The organism is Pseudomonas sp. Ag1 (genome assembly GCF_000278565.1).
GTDB lineage: Bacteria > Pseudomonadota > Gammaproteobacteria > Pseudomonadales > Pseudomonadaceae > Aquipseudomonas.
This window is the reverse complement of record NZ_AKVH01000080.1, coordinates 1-21,102: the sequence shown is the minus strand read 5'-3', so window position 1 is coordinate 21,102 and position 21,102 is coordinate 1. Positions and strand designations below refer to the sequence as shown.

At 64.1% G+C, this 21,102-nt stretch carries 7 protein-coding genes and 1 riboswitch; of the genes, 3 read left to right on the top strand and 4 right to left on the bottom strand.

Features of this window, described 5'->3' with window-relative positions; genetic code table 11:
- Positions 1 to 47: 47 nt before the first annotated feature.
- Positions 48 to 254, top strand: a riboswitch (cobalamin riboswitch).
- A 94-nt stretch (positions 255 to 348) separates the two neighbouring features.
- From A462_RS24985 to A462_RS24995, 3 genes are read left to right on the top strand one after another with little or no spacing between them, the layout of a single operon-like run.
- Positions 349 to 2,283 carry a TonB-dependent receptor plug domain-containing protein gene (locus A462_RS24985; RefSeq protein WP_008432572.1) on the top strand — a complete coding sequence of 645 codons (1,935 nt, stop codon included), beginning with the start codon at positions 349 to 351 and terminating at the stop codon, positions 2,281 to 2,283.
- Positions 2,284 to 2,294: 11 nt separating this feature from the next.
- Positions 2,295 to 2,627: a (2Fe-2S) ferredoxin domain-containing protein gene (locus A462_RS24990; protein ID WP_008432571.1), complete on the top strand. Its 333-nt coding sequence runs from the start codon at positions 2,295 to 2,297 to the stop codon at positions 2,625 to 2,627.
- Positions 2,624 to 3,544: an ABC transporter substrate-binding protein gene (locus A462_RS24995; RefSeq protein ID WP_008432569.1), complete on the top strand. Its 921-nt coding sequence runs from the start codon at positions 2,624 to 2,626 to the stop codon at positions 3,542 to 3,544. The genes A462_RS24990 and A462_RS24995 overlap by 4 nt, the downstream gene beginning before the upstream one ends.
- Positions 3,545 to 3,837: 293 nt before the next feature.
- On the opposite strand, the gene A462_RS25000 is transcribed toward A462_RS24995, so the two are convergent.
- The 4 genes from A462_RS25000 to gspE form a co-directional block, all read right to left on the bottom strand.
- Positions 3,838 to 16,401 (bottom strand): filamentous hemagglutinin family protein, encoded by a 12,564-nt coding sequence (locus A462_RS25000; RefSeq protein WP_008432567.1) that lies wholly within the window; start codon positions 16,399 to 16,401, stop codon positions 3,838 to 3,840.
- Positions 16,402 to 16,602: 201 nt separating this feature from the next.
- Positions 16,603 to 17,766 (bottom strand): substrate-binding domain-containing protein, encoded by a 1,164-nt coding sequence (locus A462_RS25005; RefSeq protein ID WP_008432565.1) that lies wholly within the window; start codon positions 17,764 to 17,766, stop codon positions 16,603 to 16,605.
- 483 nt (positions 17,767 to 18,249) lie between these two features.
- On the bottom strand, positions 18,250 to 19,461 hold the full coding sequence (gene gspF / locus A462_RS25010; protein WP_008432563.1) for a type II secretion system inner membrane protein GspF: 1,212 nt from the start codon (positions 19,459 to 19,461) through the stop codon (positions 18,250 to 18,252).
- Positions 19,461 to 20,879, bottom strand: coding sequence for a type II secretion system ATPase GspE (gene gspE, locus A462_RS25015; protein WP_008432561.1), 1,419 nt, complete (start codon positions 20,877 to 20,879; stop codon positions 19,461 to 19,463). The genes gspF and gspE overlap by 1 nt, the downstream gene beginning before the upstream one ends.
- Positions 20,880 to 21,102: the final 223 nt, after the last annotated feature.

The following is a 21,102-nucleotide window of genomic DNA, read 5'->3' as shown; positions in this document are numbered from 1 at the left end:
CGCCGGAAAAGTACCCGCCAAGTTGACGAACGGTCTTTCGAATGTTCAGATGCCGGCCTGTTTCAGGTGCCTCATGCCGCCGTGCATGGGGTGAAACGGGAAACCGGTGCCGCTCTTTTCGAGCCAGTCCGGTGCTGCCCCCGCAACGGTAGACGCGTGACCCCTTCGACACACCACTGTGGCCTGCGCGCCATGGGAAGGTGAAGGTGTCCATACGCGTGAGCCCGGAGACCGGCCTGGAATTCTGTTTGGCAAAATCCTGCGGTGGGCGGGCATGGGCCGGTATTGGCGTGTGCTCGGTGCCTACTCGTGCGTGCTTTTCGCGAAAGATACTTTTCCGAGAAGACTATGATTCGACCTTACAATACGTCCGTGCCCAGCCTGCTGCTCGGCTGCCTGTTCAGCCCCCTGCTGCTGGCCGACGACCCTCCCCTTGAGCTCAAGCAGCAGATCATTTCCGCACCGTCGGTGGAATCCACTACCGTGGCCGACATGGCCCAGTACGGCAGCAAGGTCGAGCTCGTCACCCGCGAACAGATCGAACGCGCCGGCCCCGCCGCCGATGTGTCGCGCGTGATGCAGATGTTCATCCCCGGCCTGTACGTGGCCCCCAAGAACGGCCCGTTCGACTACGGCACCTATTCCCTGCTGGGCGGGCGCAACGATGACACGTTGATCCTGCTGGACGGCGTGCGCCTGAACAACCGCCTGTACGGCGGCCTGTACCTGGACACCCTGCCCGCCAACGCCATCGAGCGCATCGAAGTGCTCAAGGGTGGCCAGAGCCTGCTGTTCGGCACCCAGGCGGTGTCGGGGGTGATCAACATCGTTACCCGCAGCCCGCAAACCCGCGAGGCGTCCGGCGAGGTGAACCTGGGTGCCGACACCTTCGGCGGCACCACCGGCGATGCCCGGGTCGAGAAGATCTTCAACAACGGTTTCGGCGATCTTGGCTTGCTGGCCTACGTCAGCCGCAACGTCTCCGAGGGCTACCAGCCGTTTCGCAACCGCGACATGAAAAACGTCAGCGACAAGAAACGCTCCTACGAAGTCACCACCTTCGGCACCAAGGCGATCCAGTCGTTTGGCGATGGCACGCGCCTTGAGCTGTTTTACCAGTACGCCGACGCCAACCTCGATTTCGCCCGCCCGGTGGACAACCACAAGACCACCAACGACCGCGTACAACAAATCGCTACGGCGACCTTCGAGCAAACCCTCAACGAGCGCCTGAGCTACTTCGTCAAAGGGCATATCAACGATTGGGACACGCGCTATACCCGCATCAACAATATCGAAGGCGGCGGCACCCGGGCCATCAACCACAACGACTACTGGGGCTTCACCGACTGGGGCGTGCAGGCCGAAGGCAAGGCCGTGCTGCCCGGCGAGCACGTGCTGGTATTCGGGTCCGATAACCAGTGGTTCAAGGGCCAGGACGATGTATTGATCATCGACGACAACAAGGCCCAGGCCCACGCGCTGTACACCCAACTGCGCCCGACTATCGAAGCCCTGCCGAACTGGCACCCGAGCATCGGCGTACGCCACGAAGCCATGAGCGGCGGCGACAGCGCCACCGTCGGCATGCTCACTTCGCTCTACGACCTCAACGACAACTGGGCCCTGCGCGGCCAATACGGCACTGCCTACAAACTGCCGAATGCCGAGCAACTGTTCGTCAACGAAGACGATGAAAAAGGCAACCGCAACCTCAAGCCGGAGAAGAGCCGCAACGCCGAACTGGGCGTCGACTACAAGGGCAGCCTGCTGGCCCGGGACTTCAGCGCCAGCGTCACGCTGTTCAAACGCAAGATCACCGACCTGATCACCCTGGACGATGTCCAGTGGGTCAACGGCCAGGGGCAGATCCAGATGCGTGGTTTCGAGGCCGACGCCAAGCTGCAGCTCAATGAACAATGGCGCGTGCAGGCCGACATGACCCGCAACCTCACCGAGTCCCGTGCGGGTGTCACCATCAACGATATCCCGGGCTTCTTCGCCCGCTCGCGGGTCGGCTATGAATCGGCGGACCGCCTGTGGGGCGTCGGTACCGCCGTGCGTTACATCGGCGATATCGTCAGCTCGAAAAAGGTCGAGTACGGTAACTACACCGTGGTGGATGCCGACGCCTATCGCTACCTCGACAACGCCCACCAACACCGCGTGAGCCTGCTGGTAGAGAACCTGTTCGACCGCGATTACGTCACCAGCCGCGCCAGCAACGTCGACAACCTCGGGCGGCCGTTCACCTCCGAAGTACGCTACACGTATCGCTTCTGATGAGTACGCCCGTGGAAACTCATCCGGACTGGTCCCATGTGCCTGACCACGCCCGTCACGTGTTCCTGTGCACCGGCCCGCGCTGCACCCAGCGTGGCGCGCTGCAACTGTGGAAAACCCTGCGCCGCCACCTGCTGCAACACGACTGCATCGAAAAGCCTGGCGGCGTGCTGCTGACACGCACCCACTGCCAGTTCCCGTGCAACCTGGGGCCAATCGTGACGGTGTACCCGGACACTTGCTGGTACGGCGTGCACAACAAAGACGATGTGCAACGGCTGGTGGAAGTGCATCTGGTGGGCGGCGAAGTCGTCGAGGATCTGCTGATCAAGGAGCGCCCATGAAAGCCTCGTGGTTGCTGTTGGGCGCCCTGCTCTGCCCATCGTTGGCGCTGGCGGACCGTTATCGCAACTGCAACCAGGACTGGACGGCCACCCACTCACCGCCCTCGCGCATCATGGCCCTCAACCAGCATGCAGCCGACCTGTTATTGGCGCTGGATGTCGGTCCCGCATTGGTGGGCGTGGCTTATCTGGATGACAACGGTGTGGCCCACCGACACGGCGAGTATTTCGGCGTGCCGGTGATTGCGTCCAAGTACCCGTCCAGCGAAGTGCTCTATGCGCAGAAACCGGATCTGGTGGTCGGTGGATTCGCCACTGCATTTGGCGCCGGCGTTACTTCCCGCACAGGGTTGGCAGGCAACGGAGTGGCGTCGTACTTGCTGGAGTCGGCGTGCGACGGGCATTCGCTGGATTACTTCGGGCATATCCGCAACGACCTGTTCACCCTTGGCGCCCTGGTGCATAAACAGCCACGGGCGCAGGCGTTGAGCGATGCCATGGACGCCGACCTGGCCAGTGCCCAGGCGCTGGCTGGTGAGGGTAAACCGCTGTCGGTGTTTTACCTGGACAGTGAGGTCAACGGGTTGGACAGCGAGGGTCGGCGTGGTTTTGTCACCACGTTGGTGGCGGCTGCTGGTGCGCGCAATTTATTTGCCGGGATCAACCAATACCGCGTCACCGTGAGCAGCGAAACCCTGCTGATGAGTGACCCGGATGTGATTTTGCTGGCAGATGCTCTGTGGTCACCGGCCAGCCGCAAACGTCAGTTGCTGACCACCGACCCGGTGCTGTCGCGTTTGCGGGCGGTGCGGGAGAACCGGATGATCGATATTCCCTTTACCCATTTGGTGCCCACCGCGAATAGCGGCCGAGTCGTGTTGGAGTTGGCGAGGCAATTCAAACAACTGGCTGAATAATTCACGAGCGAAGCGCCTGACCAATTTACTCAGTCCATGCCACCGACCAAAGTTGTGAAACGCTGCAGGTTTCCAATGCTGAGCGCTTCGTACTTTTAATCGCCTCCAGCTCCTGGCCTGACAGATCAGGGTGATAGAGCTCGCACTTGGTGGCCGAGATATCACTCATCCCGGCCTCAGTGACTACCGGCTCGACCGCACCACCATCCCACCTGGGAAAGCCGGGCCCCCAAGACGAAAAAAAGGGGCGATCAATGATCGCCCCAAATACAACGAGAGGTCCTTTTCTAAAACTACAAGCTGATCTGCTGGCGCTCCTCATCCGTCAACCGCGCCCGCGCCTGGTCACTCAACGGTCCGGCGCCGAGCACCTGCACCGGGCTGTCGGGGTTGTAGCCCGAGGTCTTCTGCCCGTCCTCCGGCTTGCGCTCAACTGGCTCGCTGCCAAAGCTCAACACTTCCACTGTGACAATCGACGCCCGGCCCTGTTTGGCCGCCGCCTGCTGGCTACGCGCGGCATCTTCCGCCGCCTGGGACGCCGCCGCACCGGCTGCGCTCGCCGAGGTCATGGCCCCGGTGTTTACCGCCGCCGACACCGGCACCCCGGACGACTTGCCCTGGGTCTGGATGTTGGCGGCGTTTACGACGCGCAACGCGGCAATGTTGATGTTGCCCGAGACCCGAATCCCCGCCTCACCCGCATCGATGGTGCCCAGCGGGGCGATCAGGTCGATGTCTCCGGCCGGCACTTCGGGAATCGGGTTCAAGGTGGCAATCCCCGCCCCGGTGCTCGGCACCGCCGGCGACAGGGTCACGTTGCCCCAGTTGTCGTAGACACGCTTGGGCGGCGTGTACACCACGGTGGTCTTGGATCCGCGACCGGCGTTGATGTCGCCCTCGCCGGACCAGCCCATGATCGAGCCACCGAAGGTGGTCATGATGCGGCTCTGGCCCAGCAGGATGCTGCCCATGGAATACAGCTGGATATCGCCGGCGCCCTGGGTGATCACACCGGCGGTGGACGGCGGTGCCGCGCCTTCGATGCCGAAGGTCTGCCCACCGCCCGGGGTGAGCATCTGGATCGAGCCACCGAAATTGGTGTGTACACCGGAGCCGCCGAACAACGTGATATCGCCCTTGTAGGTGATCGGGTTGCCGGCCACGTCCTTGTCCGGGAACAGCGCGGCAATCGCCGCACGCCCCCGTACATAGCTGCCCTGGCGCACACCGCCCACCGCGTTGTACTCACGGCCGGCAGCCTTGAGTTCGGCGAAGTACACATCACGGGCGAACACCCGTTGCTGTTCAGCGGGCAGTGCGGCGTAAACCGCGCGGGCCTGCTCGCGGGTGCCGACGAAACCGAAGCGCTCGGCGAGCCAGGTGACCAGTTCGTTCTCATAGGTCTTGGCGACCTTGCCGCCCTGGATCGACAGGGCTTCGCCTGGCTGGACGAGGTTGGCCGGGTCCAGGTAGGCCTCGACAAAGCGCCGGTAATCCGGGCCGTTGGGGCCGACGCCAGCTTGCATGACGATGCCTGCGCCAGGGCGGTTGTCGCCCGCGACCACCGGGCCCAGGCTGGTGATGCTGACTTCGCCGCCCTTCGCCGGGTCACGCCCGGACATCAGGATATTGCCGCCCGCCGTCACTTCCAGCAGGCCAGGACCGGCAACCTGGAAGTTGCTGTACAGAATGTCGCGCCCGGCGGAGACGATGGAGATGTCAGTGGGGTTGTTGTGGATGAACAGGTTGCCGGTCGACTGCTCGCTGACCGCACCAGGGGCCGTATTAAAACGGCTGCCACTGCTGACAATGTCTCGCCCCGCCATCATCCAAACTGGCCCGTTACCCTCGTACCAGGTCTGCCCTGAATGCAAAAACGAGGGGGAAGAATTGAACGTCAGGGTCCGGCCGCTGCTGACCCCCACCAGATCGCCGGTCAAGGCATAGAACCGCGCCGGTTCCGTTGGCGCGTAAGCGGCTGCCGACGCCGTGGCGGAGCCAAAGGCAAACAGAGGCCGCGGAAGGGAACCCGGCGAGCTACCGTTTTCCGACAGATTGTTGCCATCGACAACCACCTGACCATCAATGGTCCCGACGAACGCCGGCCGCCAAGGTGTGGCCATGATGCTGGGGTCGGCCCCGGAAGGCGTGACAAACATACCGCCCGCATAAATCGAGTCATGGGCCAGGAATTGCAACTGGCTGCTGGCACCGGGGGCGAGCACCAAGGCATTTATCGGACTCGTATCGGCTTGGTACCCCAGGACGGCGTTACCGTAATAAATACTGCCGCCAGCCGCCGTCGCTCGAACGATCGATGGGTAGACAGTTGCCAGGTCGGACGCTGCGGCGGAGACAGATGGCGTCAAGTTGCCCCCCGCTGAAAACAGGTCGATTGCCGTGTGACCGGTCCACAACGAGAACCAACTTTCGCCGGTCCCACTCGTCCCGCCACGGGTAAACGATGAGTTGTTCAGCAGGACGACACGGCCCGGGTCAATCACTTGCTGCAGCACCAGGTCACCCAATGTCGTCAGGTTGAATGTGGCATCCCCCGGCACCAGGGTGATACCCCCCACTGCCCGACCACGGGTCGCCTGGAACGGATCGAATGCGCGGGTTTCGCCCGGGCTCTGCTCAGAGCTGTTGCTGCCGTAGGTCAGGTCGATCCGGCCCGTGGTCGCACTTTGCAGTTGGACATTGCCCCGGATATTCACCAACTGGCCGTTCTGATCGTTTACATCAACCACGCTGCCAGGGTTCAGGGCGCCACCGATACGCACCCGCAGATCACCACCGCCCGTCAACTGCAGGCTGCCATCGCCGGCAACCCGCCCGGTACTGCCGACCGCCAGCACCAGCCCCTGGCTGCGCGGGTTGGCAGAGGCCGACATTGGGTTGCCGTCCATGCGCCGAAGCACACCGGCATCCCCGCCTACCTGTACATCCACGTCACCGCCGCCGAGGGTGCCGAAACCGGTAAACCCGACGAACGCATCAGCCTTGGAGGCGTTGGCGGTATAGCTACCGAAATTGATCCACCAGGCCGTCGGCTGCGCCTGCCCGCCGGTGTTCACCGTGCCGCTGCCCTGGCGCCACAGCCAGTTGGCCACATCGGCGGAGTCGATGCCGTTATCCAGGGGGTTGGGCCGACTTGGGTTGAAGACGCCTCCCAGGATATTCCCCGTCAGGTTGCCCCCCACGTTCACGCTCAAATTCCCCCCTGCCTCCGGGTACCAGGCACGGTACAGGCTGTCAGATGAGCCGTTGACGAACTGTTCAAAATAACTGTTGGTATCGTTCAGCACCGTCTTCGCGCTGTTCAGCGCCTTGGGCTGGTTGTAGGGGTCGCTGGCACCGGTTGCAGTGGACGATGTACCGGCGGTGTAGACCCCGTACAGGGAGTCCATGCTCAAGTCGCCGGCGCTGAGCAGTTCGAGGTCGCCCGTACCGGTGCGAATCACACTGAAACGGCTGCTGGAGGGGGTCGCCGCATACTCTTTGCCGCTTTGGGCCTGGCAGTAGGCGGGCGAGCTTGCACAGAACTCATCGATGGACGGGATACCGAACTGGTCCAGGATGCTTTGCTCGATCGGCGTTCCGACGGTGACGATAATCCCGTTGTCCGCCAGGTCCTTGGCGCCGAATTCGGTCCAGACATAGCCAACTTTCACGGCGCAGTACGCCGGATTGCCCCCACAGAAATCATCAATCGAACCCAGCCCGAAATCATCGAGGATCTTTTGGTCGATCGGGTCGCCTTCCTTGACCACCACCCCATTGGCCGCAAAGTCCTCCACCGCGAAGGCGGTCCAGGTCAACTTGCCCTTGGCGGGCATCTCCTTGGCAAACATGCCGTAGTGGCTGTCAGCCAAACGCAGGTCGCCGCTGCGCGGATGGGCTTGCAGGATGCGGCTGTCGGCCGCCTCGGTGTCAGCACCTGCAACCAACCGCAGCGACCAGGATTGCGAACCTTCTGCCAGCATCGGCGAGAGGGCCCACAGCTTGCCCTGGCGCCCCGCCACTTCCGGGCGCAACGCCACCGACTCAGCCCCGCCCGGCAACTTGACGTTGGTGCCGGAAGGAATCAACGCGCCGCGCGGCAGCGGTATGTCGCCATTGAGGGTCACGTGGTTTTGCGTCGGGTTAAGCGCCTCGTAGTTCGTCGGCAACGGCACCCCTTTGGGCCAGGTCAGCGCCCCGAGCCGGGTGTCCTGGGTCAGCAGGCTGCCGGCGTCCAGCTGTGAGCCGGCCGCCAGGGTGTGTGCCTGGCTCAATAACGTGCCTGCGGCAAACAGCACATTGCCCGCGCTGTCGAACACCGCTGCGGCCAATACCGTACCGGCAGGCAGCGTCAGGTCCTGGTTCAGCGTCGCCCGGGTCGGCAAGCGCGTACCGGCGGCCACGCCCACGGCCTTGATCGGCAGGTCGTAGTTGAGCACGGTGCCCGCCGGGAAGGTCGTGCCGTCCGCCAGGGTGATGCCGTTACCCGGCACGATGATCGTGCCGCCGGTAAAGTCGATGCCCGGCAACAACACCCAGCCCTTGTCATCGACGGTCTGCGGTGGCGGCGCAAAACCGTCGTTGATGCTGCCGTAAATATTCAGGTCGCCACCGGCGCGCAGGGTCAGGCTGCCCGACTCACCGGAGCCATACACCGAGGTTTTCTGGCTGTTGGGGTTGAGGCTGGCGTAACGGTAGCCGGACAGGTCCAGATCGCCCTGCACCACCAGGTCACCGTCCGCGGTCTTGCTGACGATTTCCACGCCCGGGCGCAGGTGGAAGGCATTGGCGTAGGTTGCATTGTTAAGCCCGGCGAGTTTGTTTTGCAGCAGGTTCTGGTTGAACAATGCACCGTTGATAAAGGCCGTGCTCAGCACATGCTTGCCATCCAGGTAGGCCTGGTCGATCTGTTGGTAAGGCCGCCCGCTGGCCGTCGGATCGGTGACCAGTGGCGCATCGTCGTAACTGATCATGCCGTTGAGGGTGATCGAGCGCGCGCCCTGGATCGTCAGGCGGCCATGGGCATCGATGTTGATGTCGTTGCTGGTGCCATCGACGTTGATCAGCCGTGGTGCATTCAGTTCCAGGGTGCCGCGGTTGCGCCCGTCATTGCCCTGGACCGCCTCGGTGCCGTGGCGCAGGTCGATGCGTGCGCCATCGGCCAGGGTCAGTTGACCGGTGCCGGAGCCGAGCACCACCATGGCCCGGTTGGGCGAGTCGATGATCTTGCCGTAGCTGTCCACCCGCAGCTTGCTGCCATGGGCGTCGAGTACCGCGCCGCCGTCCAGCGTCAGGCCGTGCTTGCCGGCCAGGTTGATGCTGCCGACGCGCTCGCCACTGGCGTCCACCAGGCCGGTGACCCGCAGGCTGCCATTGTCCACGGAGACGTTGACGGTGCCGGCCTTGAGGCCATTGCCGATGGTCAAGTCGCCCTGCTTGAGTTGGAAGCTGCGTGTGCCGAACACCTGGCCTTGATTCAGGCGCTGGTTGAGGTCGGCGAACTGCTGGTCCAGTGAACCGCTGCTGCCCAGGCGCTGGGCCTGGATTTCCACGGTACCGGCCTCATAAGGCATCGTGGTCCCGCCCGCATCGTAATAGCCACTGCTGCCGGCGAGGATCGTGCCTTGCAGGTCGACGATACCGCCCGCCGCGTCCACCGCAACCGCCCGCAGTTTGCCGGCCTGGTTGTTTTTGGCCGAGAGGTCGATGGTCGAGCCGGCAGCCTGCAGTATGTTGCCGCTGCGGCTGTCCAGCAGCACCGTGCCGCCCGCGCCGTACTGGGTCACATCGTTGAACACAGTGGCGCGACCGGCCACGTCGATCAACGCCGCATCCGTCAGCACCACATCACCCCGGGCGCCCAGGCTGATTTTACCGCTGGGCAGCACTACCGCCGTGGCCAGGCGAATGCTGTCGCCTTGCAGGGACAGTTCGGCGCCCTGGCCGTCGGCCTTGCCACGCGCCCCCACGGACGCTGCAATATCAATCGCCCCACCTGCGGTCATGCGGTTCACCGAACCGGCTTCGCCGGTCATCAGCGGGGTGAGGATATTCAGGTCGCCGCCGCTGTACTGGAAGCCCTTCACCGGGTCATAGGCGCCCTGGCTCTGATACACCGAGAGGCTGCCCTTGTGGTTGGCGGTAATGCGCTCGCTGGCATTGAGGTTCACGCTGGCAAAGCCCAAAGCCAGGCGATCGAAACTGCTCACGGTGTTGGTCTGGGCAAAGGCGCCGTAGCCGAACTCAATACGCTCGGCGTTGATATCCAGGCGCCCGCTGCCAGTGCCCGCCCCGCCGGCGATCACCGAGCCCGGTGGGGTGGTCGCGCCCTGCCAGATCAGGTTGGCGGTATGAATGTTGGCCACGTCGCCAGCGCCACCGGCACCGTAGATCGCCGGAGTGGAGAGCATCAGGTTGCTCAGCCGCGACTTACCCGTCAGTGGGTCATAGGTGTCCAGGGAGGTACTGCCGTAGAAGTTGAAACTGTCCCGCGCCGAGAGCTGCAGGGTTTCCAGGGCCGGCGCACCGAACTGTGAATCACCTTTGAGCAGGCGATCAAGAAGCGCCTGGGTGAGTGTCAGGCCGGCCGGCAACTGATTGGCCATAGCGGCAGCGGCCAGGGCTTGGGCGCTGCCGAGGTTAATGGTGTTGACCCCCAGGTTGAGGTGACGGGTGCCGTAGCGCACCTGGTCGCCCAACTGGAAGGTATTGTTGGTCAACGCCACGATGCTGCCTTCGGAGTACAGCCCGGTTTGCCCGCTGCACAGGCCCGTGTCACACACACCGATGCTGATCCCGCCGCTGGGCACCGTCGTATTGAATGCAATGACATTGAGCAAGCCGTTGGACGCCGCCAGCATATTGGTGACTTTGTAGATAAAACCGTCACGAGCGTCGTAGCTGGCTTTGCCACGGCCGATGGTGTTGATGGATGCGCCCTGCTCCAGGACGATCGCGTTGGTGTCACTCAACAAAAAGACTTCCGGCGCTGCGAGCGTCACACCTTCCCGAAGCGTGACGGTGCTGTTGGCCCGACTCGTACCGCCCGCCAGGGCGATGTAATTCCCGGACTGGCCATACGTAACTGCCGTCATCCCCCCCACCATCAAACGCGAGGCTCCCAAGGCGTTGAGGCTGTCATCGTTGAAGGTAATGCCGGAAAAACCGCTGGTTGCGGAACTGCCCGCCGCGACGACTTCAATACCCAGTTTGCCTGGATCAATCACCGCCACCGCGCCGCCATAGCCACCCGCCGCGGCCTCAAAACGGCCTATGCCCTGGAACGAAAACGCATCAGCGCCGCCCCCTGGCCGCAAGGCCAGTTTCAGGGTCTTGGCGTCGACGGCGAGCATCGGGCGTGGCACACCCTGTTTCGCAGCGTCGGCCATGGCGAACTGGGCGTAGCTGGTTTCGTTGTATTGGGAATAGCGACGCAAGGTATCGGCCGAGGTCAGAATCAACTGGCTGGCAACGCTGTTGCCGATCCCGGTGTTGGCGATGGACAAGCGCCCGGCGGTGGACCAGGAGCCATTGCGCATGCGCTGGGTGGCGGCATCACTGCCGAGACCGGCCAGGCCGTTGATCTCGACACGGAAAGCGCCGGGCATCAAGGCGTAGGTGGACGGCATCAGGGTATAAGTGCCCGCCGGCAGCCCCGGCACTCCGGCGCCGATGGTGACCTGCTGGCCCACCAACGGATCGACTGCGCCCTTCTCCGGCGCCACCGGTGCCGCGCCGGGCTGCACCCCGGGCACGATGGCGTAAATCGGGTTGGTGCCCAGGCCCGGCAACACAAAACCGCCATTGGCACCAAACTGCACCAGTGGGCTGTAGCGCGCATCCGTAGAGCCTCCGCGCCCGGAAACGAAACCGGCCCCCAGCAATTCGCCGCCGCCCGACAGATCCAGGGTAGCCTCAGGCTGCACCTGCACCGACTGGCCGCCGAGAATCACCCCGACGCTGAGTTCCGCGTCCTGGTTGACCAGCCCGCCCTGGCCGACAAACGTCACGGTCTTGCCGTTGTACTTATAGACCTGCCCGTCCAGGGTGCCGCCATACGGCAGCACCAGGCCCCTGCCGCTCACCGACGTCACGCTGCCCGGCAGCAATTGCACCTGGCTGCTGCCCATGCTGCCGATATCGATCAACCCCAGGGGCGCCCGCACCACACCGCCCTGCCGCACCGTCGCGGCGCCCAGTTGCAGGCGCCCGAATGCCGAGTAAGGCACCGCGGCATCCGTGTTGCCGGTACGGCCAATGGTCAGGGTGCGCAGCGGGTCGAACGTGATGTTGAGACTGTTGAATTCGCTCAGGTAGCCGGCAATGACCCGCGCACCGACCTCCGTGGCCGGATACAACTGCGCCGCCCGCAAGGTCATATCGCCCTGGGTCAATAACTGGGTGCTGGCCCTCAAGGCCACGCCGTCCGGGTTCGCACCCGCCAGGAAGCGCAGATCGCCCTGGCTGGTCAGGTTGACCTGATCAAAGCCGCGACGCTCAAGGCCGACCAGGCTGTCGTCGGCCTGGCGCAGTTTGCCCTTGCTGCCAAACAACACGCTGCCGCGCACATCGATCAAGCTGCCGCTGGCATTGAACTGCGCCTCGGTGGCGCGCAGCGAGGGTAACGGCAACACCGACACCGGGTTCACGTAGAACTCCCGGGCCGGCGAATCCATGCCGGACAGCAGCAGAGACGGTGCCGACAGATTCACCCGGGCATTGGCTGCCGCGCCCTCACTGAGGTTGAAGGCACCGCTGTACAGGCGCAGGCTCTGGCCCATGTTCAAGGACACATCGCCGTCGAAACTCAACAGGCCGTTGCTCATCAATGCCAGGTTGTCGAAGCCGCCCGCACTGACCTGGTCGACGCCCAGGCGAGCGTGGCCGTATTCCAGGCTGTCGGCCGCGTCGGCGGCGGTGCCGGCGAGCGTGTGGGCCTGATGGGTCTGGCCGAGCACCAGTTCACGCACCTTCAGCACGCGATCCGTGACACTGCTCTTGGTGTAATACGGGCTGTCCAGCGCTACGTTCAGGCTGCCGCCCGCTGCGCCGGCACCGCCGGCCCGGGCTACCAGACTGCCGTCGAGGTACAAGCCATTGTTGGACGCCAGGCTGATGCTGCCGCCATTGCTGGCCACCCGGGTTGCGCCCTGCCCCGGCACATCCAACACCGCTTGCGTGCCCGACGCGTCCAGCCGGGCGCCCTCGCGTACCACCACAAACAGGTCGCTGGCAGTGACCGTGCCGGTGCTCAGGTTGATCTCGCCACCGATGCTGATCTTGCCGCCGTCACGGACCAACCCGTATTGGCTCCCGCGATTGTCCACGGCGGTCGCGGCCCGGGCGGCGACATCGATCAGTGCATTTTCACCCAGCCAGATGGAGCGGCCGTGGCCAACTGCGTTGGCCGGCTCGAACGCGCGCGTGGTCAGGCCGTTCAGGTTGACGCTGCCACCCCAGGCATTGAGCGTGCCGTCGACCGTCAGTTGGCCGATGCTGCGCAGGTTGATCGACTGGCCCGGGTCGACGCTGATCACCGCGCCCTTGCCGACCACCAGCGCGGTTGTCGGCAGTTGCTCGGCAGGCGACTCCAGGTGGCCGGCGGAAAGGGTCAGGCTGGCGCCACGGCGTTGGCCGAGTACGCCCTTGCTCGCGTCTTCCTGGTAAAGCGGCGGGGTCCAGCGCTCCATCACGCTGGCCGCAGCGCCGCCGCCCGGCGTCGTGGCGGCCTGCTCCGAGAGCCGGTAGGCCGGCACGTTCACATCCACCTGAGTACCATCGGCGACCAGCAATCCTTCGTTGCCGGTGATGTCATAGGCCGAAAAACCCTTGTTGAAAAAATCCCCGGCCAACTGCAAGGTCTTGGCATCCGGCGCCTGCGGGCTCTGGCCGATCTGCACCTTGTTGGCCTGCAAGGTCAGGGTGCCGCCTGCGCTGACGCCATAGCCGCGAATCTCGGCGCCCAGGCCCAAAGCCCCCAGTGCGCCCACGGTCACGTCGCCGCCCTTGCCGCCCCGGACTTTGCCATCCAGGCCGATGGTTGCCCCGGACGACGTTTCCACCAGGCTGCCCGCCGCGAGGTTCACGTCGCCGGAGCTGCGCAACGACACCTTGCCACCGTTGATATACGCCACCCCATCAGTGGCCGAAGGGTCCAGCGCCAGATTATTCCAGCGCCCGGAACTGTCCAGCTTGACTCCGGCGGCCACATCGAGCCGGCCGATGCCCGGCAGAATCACATCGCCAACGACATTGGAGCGATTGAGGTCGACCTGATTCAGCAGGTTGCCCGCGTTGATGCTGCCGCCGTGGGCCGTGAGGTTGGCATTGACTGAAACCACGGGGCCGAACAGGGTGATGTCGCCGCCGTCAGCCACCTTGAGTGCGCCATTGACGTCAATCTGCTGCTTTGCGCCGACCTTGATCGCGCCCAACCGGTAGCCATTGAGCTGGTCACTGTCGAGCACCAGTTTGCCCTGGCGTTCGGTCGGCAGCGCAGTGGCCAGGTCCAGGCCGTCGGCGATTTTTTGCGTGCTGCCCTCGATAAGCACCTGGTCGATGGTCGGGGTCAAGGCGTAGCGCAAGGTGCCGGTGGCCTTGTTGTACACCGGCGTGTACTGGCCAATGATCAACTGCGCCCGCTGGGCCATGGCCTGCTGTGACTGCTGATAACCATCAAGGTTAATATTCGGTGCCTGGGTCTGGCGATCGCCCTGGAATACATCGCTGATCAACTGGCCTTCCAGCACCGCGTTGGTGGTGCCCACCACCAGCTTGCCGGCGTCGCGGCCCACGGTGTAGCCCGCCTCGTAGCGGCTTTGCTGGGCCACCAGCGGGTTGTAATAGAAATCGCTGCGGCCCCAGCGGACGCTGGTGTCTTCAAAGCCCTTGTAGATCCCCGCGTATAGAATGTCCCCGGGGGCTTTCGACAGCTCATAGAGCTGGCCGTCAGGCCCCTTGAGCCAGGTCTGGCGGATGTAGCCGGCCTGCACATCGACGGTGCCGCCCGACAGATTGACCTGGGCACCCTGCTGGGTCACCACGTCCTTGCCGGTGAACGTCACAGTGCCGCCCTGGGCCATCCACTCGCCGACCGAGTGGCCCTGGGTGCCCAGGTAACCGCCGACTTCCAGCAGCCCGCCGGCGGTGTACCAGCGGTCCGTCGCATAGCCGTTGGTGCCGGCCGGGACGAACACCAGGTCCCGCAGGTCGACCCATACATCGTTGTTGATCAATTGCCCGCCGTCACGGTTGGCGGGCGCGTCGCGCTGTTCGTTGCCCTGCACGTTGATCTTGATGTTGTTGGCTTCCATCGCCACCTTGACGCCAATCGCGCCGGACACGTCGATCATCGCGCCGTCACGCACCAGGCTGCGCTGGCCGGCACTGACCGCCACCTGGCCGCCGGTGGCCAGGGTGATCGAGCCTTTGCGCAAATCCACAGTGCCGCCGCTGACGATCTCGATCCGCGACTGGTCGGTGCGGTCGGCCACCGCGCTGAGGTTGTTGAACTGGCCGGTGATCAGGTTGGCAGGCAAGCCGTCGAGCTTGATCAGGCCGTTGTCCTTCTGGCTGTTGAGGGCGGTGCTGCCGCTGGCGTCCAGCAGGATCGCCGTGGTGCTGCCCTCGCCTAGGGTCACGCTGGCGCTGGTGTCGCTGGCGGCGTTGAGCAAGTGAATCGTGCCACGGGTATCCACCGAGGTGCTGGCCAGGGCCACGCCGTTCTGCTGCACCTGGTGCCCGGTGAGGGTGATGTCGCCGGTCGACGCCATGATCAGGCCGCTGTTGCTGACCTTGCCCGACGTGCTGCCGGCCTTGAGGCTGGTGGCCACTTCATTGCCACGGGTGGTGGAGCGATCGTTGCCGGTGGTGCCGACGCCCTTGCGGATATAAAAACTGTCGCCGGCGGCCAGGGTGGCCTGGCCCCTGGCGGTGATGATGCTGCCGGCGTTCTCGACCTCCGAGCCGAGCAGCAAGGCGTAGCCACCGGCGTCGGTAGAGGTGGCCGGGTTGTGAGTCTGGATCAACGCGCCGCGCTGCACCTCGACCTTGCCCGCCGCGTCGGTGAAAGTCGGCTGGGTGCCGTTGGCATCCACATAGATCCCGCGTTGGGTGAATTGGTCATCGGTGATGGTGGCAGCGGCCGCCACCAGGTTGCGCACATTGACCTGGCTGCTGCCGCTGAAGATCACCCCGTTGCGGTTCATGATCATCACTGTGCCAGGGGCGTTGATCTGGCCCTGGATTTCGCTGGGGCGCGCGTTGGGGTCGTTGACACGGTTGAGCACGGCCCAATTCGATTGCTGCTGGAAATCGACCGTGGTGTTGCGTCCGACGTTGAAGGTTTCCCAGTTGAGGATCGCCTTGTCGGCGGTCTGCTCGATGGTCACCGTGGTCTTGCCACCGGACTGGCTCTGGGTCGGGCCCTTGGCGTTGGTCCAGCCCTGGGTCAGGCTGTTGTCCACCTTCAAGCCGCCCTTGCCGAGGCCGTCGGGAATCGTCGAGACCTGGCCGAGCGCCGCTTGCCGGCCAGCGGCCTGGGCGGCCTGCTGGGCCGCAATCGCCGCGACACTGTTGTTGAGCGTGCTGATGGAACGTGACAACTGCTGGTTCGCCCGCGCCTGCTGATTCAACGACGGAATCCCCGGCACCTGCGCCCCGTTGAGGCGGGCCGCTGTCGCCGCCTGGGAGGCACCCTTGTCGGCAAACCAGCCGGAGCTGAACGCTGTCGCCGCGTGGGCGCTGCCTGCCACCATGAACAAGGCAATCGCCTGGGCCAGGGGTTTGAGGCGCAGGATCGTCTGGCCGCCAGGGCCTTGGGCATTCAGGTTGACCGGTGGTTTGCAGCGGACCATCAGGAAGCTTCCTTCTTTGTTTTTGCCCATGGGGAACTGGCGACGTGCGTCACGTATGGGAGTTAGGCGGTTGGCGAGGGGCGGGACTGAACTTCTGTCATGGAAAGTTCATGTAAGGCTGATAGCCGAGCCGCAAACGCAAAAATCAGCAACGGCACAGGCCGTTGCTGATCGGGTGTTGCCGGTCGGTAAAAGCGTGGGTTACAGCGGACGACCGATGGCGTTGCAGACATCAGACTTGCCGATGCTCAGCGCGCTGGTTGCGGTAACGAAGTTGCTGGTGATCGCGGCTTTCCAGGCAGCTGGCAGTGGCACGAAGCGGTTGGCCTTGATCGCGTTGTCGTTGCTGTTCAAGGCGCTGGCACCGAAGTGACGGGTGAAGAACGCACGCACTTGCGAGGTCTGGGTGGCGTCGGCGTAGCACTGGCTGAAGATCAGGTTGGTGAAGCCCAGGATCGGATAACCGCTGCTTGGGTAAGGCACGACGCTTGGATCGTTGGCATCGGCGGCGGCAGCAAACACCGGAACCCAGGCGTTCTGGTTGGCGATGTTGGCAGCAGCCGGTACGGGCACAGCAGCGATGGCGGCGGAAACGTTATCAGGGGCTGGAGAAACACCGGCGACCTTGGCCACTTTGGTGGCGTCATCCAGGCCAGCCAAGGTAGGCGCGGCATAGTCCGGGCTCATGTAGGTGATGCGACCATCACCGGCGTTCAGCGCGGTCATCACGCCTTGGCTGGTCACGGCAGGCACGGCGCCTGGTGGCACGCCGAAGCTGTCCGCGAAGTTGGTGGTGACCACAAATTTCTTGGACTCATTGACGCACTTGGCCGCCAGGAAACGGGTGAACAGCTCGGTGGTGCCACTGGCTTCGTTACGGTAAACCACCACGATATTACCGGTGCGACCGGTAGCCGGGAGTTGGTTCCAGGTGGTGATGCGGCCCGAGAACACGCCGCACAGTTGATCAACGCTCAGGTCAACTGCGTTGGTACCAGCCTTGTTGAATGGAATGGCAACCGAAGTGGCGACCGAAGGCACTTGAATCAGCTTGCCCCAGGTCGCTTGTTTGGTGGAGGCGTAGGTGGACAGTTCAGTCGAGGTCAGCTTCGAGTCGCTGCCCGCCCAGTGAACGTTCTTGGTGCCGGTGCCGAACTGGCTGTAGTCATTGTTCAGGAACGCCAGTTTGCCCTTGCCGCTGCCCACGCCGATGTACGGGGCGAAACCGGCGGTCAATACGCCGGAGGTCTGGTACAGCGGTTGTGGCAGGGTGGCGCCGCCGCCGTTGATGTCTGCCATGGCAGCCTGGGCCGAGCACAGTGCAGCGAGGGTCATGGATACCGCGAGAACGTTGCGCTTAAACATGAAGAAGCTCCTTTCGTCGTGTTTGTACGTTGGGGTAGATGACGCTATGGCTTCGGTCCCGGGCTGTGTTCCGGGGGGTACCCAGGGGTGAGGCCATGGGTATGAAATTTCGCAGCATCCGATGACAGCTAAAGGAAAAAACCTCGGGAGGAACGGCTTGATTTTTAAAAAGATTCTCGGGTGTTTTGGTCACACTTTTGAGCGATTTGGGGGTGAGGTGACAGCGAGGTTTCAGCGCGGATTTCGAGGACCGGGCTGGAGGCGTTACGGGCCGTGTGGTGGGGTTGGGCAGATGACAGAATGAGGAACCCGAGGTTGGGACCCGCGTGTCGGGCGCGCGAAAATAGTCTTGAAGAAACGCAGTTCAAATGTGGGAGCGGGCTTGCTCGCGAAAGCGGTGGATCAGGCGCGACATGTGTTGATTGACACACCGCTTTCGCGAGCAAGCCCGCTCCCACATTTTTGATCGTGTTTCGTCAGCAGTCAGGTCACCAGTTGGTTGATTTCGATGATCGGCAGCAGCACGGCCATGACGATGACCAACACCACGGCGCCCATCACCACGATCATCAGTGGTTCAAGCAACGCCGTCATGCCCATCGCCCGACGCTCGATATCCCGCGACAGGGTTTGCGCCGCGCGTTCGAGCATCGGCGGCAGCGAGCCGGTTTTTTCGCCGCTGGCGATCAGGTGGATCAGCACGGGCGGAAAGACCTTTTCCACCGCCAGCGCAGGAGCCAGGTTGACGCCCTCGCGCACCTTGGCCGTCGCGTCGCTGACACACTGGCTCAGGCGGTCGTTGGACAAGGTCTGGCGCGCCGCTTCCAGGGCGCGCAACAACGGCACGCCCGCCCCGCCGAGAATCGCCAGGGTCGAGGCAAACCGCGCGGTGTTGAGGCCCAGTACAAAACGCCCGATCAACGGCAGGCGCAACACCCGGCTGTGCCAGCTCAACCGTGCCACGGGGTTGCGCAGGTACAGGCGCCAGCTCCAGAAACCACCCACGATCCCGGCAAAACACAGCCAGCCCCAGGCGCGGATAAAGTCACTCGCATTGAGCATCGCCAACGTCAGGCCCGGCAGGTCCTGGCGAGCCTGGGAAAACGCACTGACCACCTGCGGCACCACGTAGCTGAGCAGGAAAATCACAATGCCGATGGACACCAGCCCCACCACGCCCGGGTAGATAAACGCCGTGAGGATCTTGCCCCGCAGGTTATTGCGCTCCTCGATGTAGTCGGCGAGGCGCTCCATGACCTGGGCCAGGTCGCCGGACTCCTCCCCCGCCGCGATCAGCGCCCGATAGATCGACGGAAAGTCCCGGGGCCGCGCGGCCAACGCATCGGCCAGGCGCATGCCGCTGCGCACATCGGCGCGCACCGCGCTCAAGGTCTGGGCGATGTGTTTTTTCTCGGCTTGCTCCACCGTGGCGCTCAACGCGGCCTCCAGTGGCAGGCTCGCACCGAGCAGGCTCGCCAGCTGGCGCGTGGCCCAGGCCAGGTCATTGTCCGAGAGTTTGGCGCTGAACCGGCCGCCACCGCCGGCACGCTCGTTGTTGTTCTCGACCTGCACCCGCAAGGCCGTCAGGCCACGGCTGCGCAGGTGGGCAAACGCGCCGCTCTGGCTGTCTGCCTCAAGGTGCCCGGACTCCAGCTTGCCGCTGGCGTCGGCGGCTTCGTAGCGGTATCGGTTCATCAGGCGTCCCGTGTTACGCGCAGGATTTCTTCGGGGGCGGTGGCGCCGCTGCGTACCCAGCGTTCGCCATCTTCACGCATGCTGAACATGCCGGCGCGGCGTGCGGCGGCTTTCAAGGCCTGCTCGCCGGCGCCCTGGTGGATCAGCCCGCGCAGCTCGTCGTCGATGCAGAACAATTCATGGATACCGGTACGCCCGCTGTAACCGATCTGGTTGCACTGCGCGCACCCGACAGGCCGCCAGGTGCCGGGCGCGGCCGGGTCTTCCTGTTTGCAGTGCGGGCACAGCCGACGCACCAGGCGCTGGGCCAATACGCCGAGCAGTGACGAGGCCAGCAGGAACGGTTCGACGCCCATGTCGATCAAGCGGTTGACCGCCGAGACGGCGTCGTTGGTGTGCAGGGTGGCGAGCACCAGATGGCCCGTGAGCGAGGCCTGGACGGCAATTTGTGCGGTCTCCAGGTCGCGGATTTCGCCGATCATGATGATGTCCGGGTCCTGGCGCAGGATTGCCCGCAGGGCCAGGGCGAAGGTCATGTCGATCTTGGCGTTGACCTGGATCTGGCTGATGCCCGGCAGGTCGTATTCCACCGGGTCTTCGACGGTCAGGATATTGCTGGTGCTCGCATCCAGCCGGGCCAGGGCGGCGTAGAGGCTGGTGGTCTTGCCGCTGCCGGTGGGGCCGGTGACCAGCACGATGCCGTGGGGTTGGCGGATCAGGGTGTCGAGTTTGGCCAGGACGGCGGGGTCCATGCCGAGGGTTTCCAGCTGCAGGCGGCCGGCTTGTTTGTCCAGCAGGCGCATCACTACGCGCTCGCCATGGCCGGTGGGCACGGTGGAGACGCGGATATCGATGGGGCGACCGGCCACGCGCAGGGCGATGCGGCCGTCCTGGGGCAGGCGTTTTTCGGCGATATCGAGTTGGGCCATGATCTTGATGCGTGAGACCAGGGCGCCGTGCAGGGCCTTGCGCGGGGACACCACGTCACGCAGCGTGCCGTCGACGCGGTAGCGCACCACGGAGTGGGTTTCGTAGGGTTCGATGTGGATGTCGCTGGCTTCGTCGCGGGCGGCCTGGGTGAGCAAGGCGTTGATCATGCGGATCACCGGGGCGCCGTCCTGGGTGTCGAGCAGGTCGGTGATTTCGGGGATGTCTTGCATGAGGCGGTCGAGATCGACTTCGTTTTCGGCGGCGCCCACGACGGCGGCGGCGCTGCCGGTGTCGGCGTAGGCAGTGGCCAGGAGGCCGTCGAGTTCGTCGTCGCGCACCTGGATCAGGTGGGTTTGGCCGAACTGGCGGTAGACCTCGCTGATGGACCAGCCGGGGGTCGAGGGGCAGATGGTCAGCGTCGGGCCCTGGGTTCCCGGGTGGAGGAGGATGCGTTGGGATTTGGCCCAGGCGTAGGGCAGGAGGCTCATGCTTTTGCGCTTCGTTTGGTTGAGTACATATCCATTCCTTCGGTTACGGCTTCGATTGGTTCCGCTCTTACAGCGGCTCACTTTTGAAAAGCGCAAAAGTAAGCAAAACGCTCTTGCCCCACCACTCGGCACCTCGCCTGGGCTCGGTGTGCCCTCACTCCGGCTTTGGACCGTGGGCCGCCGTCATGGGCCATCCTTGGCCCAGGACGGCTAACCTGGCGTC

What these genes read in the sequence shown, in the direction of transcription:
- A462_RS24985 (WP_008432572.1), top strand. Translation starts at nt 349, where the DNA reads ATGATTCGACCTTACAATACGTCCGTGCCCAGCCTGCTGCTCGGCTGC.
- A462_RS24995 (WP_008432569.1), top strand. Translation starts at nt 2,624, where the DNA reads ATGAAAGCCTCGTGGTTGCTGTTGGGCGCCCTGCTCTGCCCATCGTTG.
- A462_RS25000 (WP_008432567.1), bottom strand. Translation starts at nt 16,401, where the DNA reads ATGGTCCGCTGCAAACCACCGGTCAACCTGAATGCCCAAGGCCCTGGC.
- A462_RS25005 (WP_008432565.1), bottom strand. Translation starts at nt 17,766, where the DNA reads ATGTTTAAGCGCAACGTTCTCGCGGTATCCATGACCCTCGCTGCACTG.
- gspF (WP_008432563.1), bottom strand. Translation starts at nt 19,461, where the DNA reads ATGAACCGATACCGCTACGAAGCCGCCGACGCCAGCGGCAAGCTGGAG.
- gspE (WP_008432561.1), bottom strand. Translation starts at nt 20,879, where the DNA reads ATGAGCCTCCTGCCCTACGCCTGGGCCAAATCCCAACGCATCCTCCTC.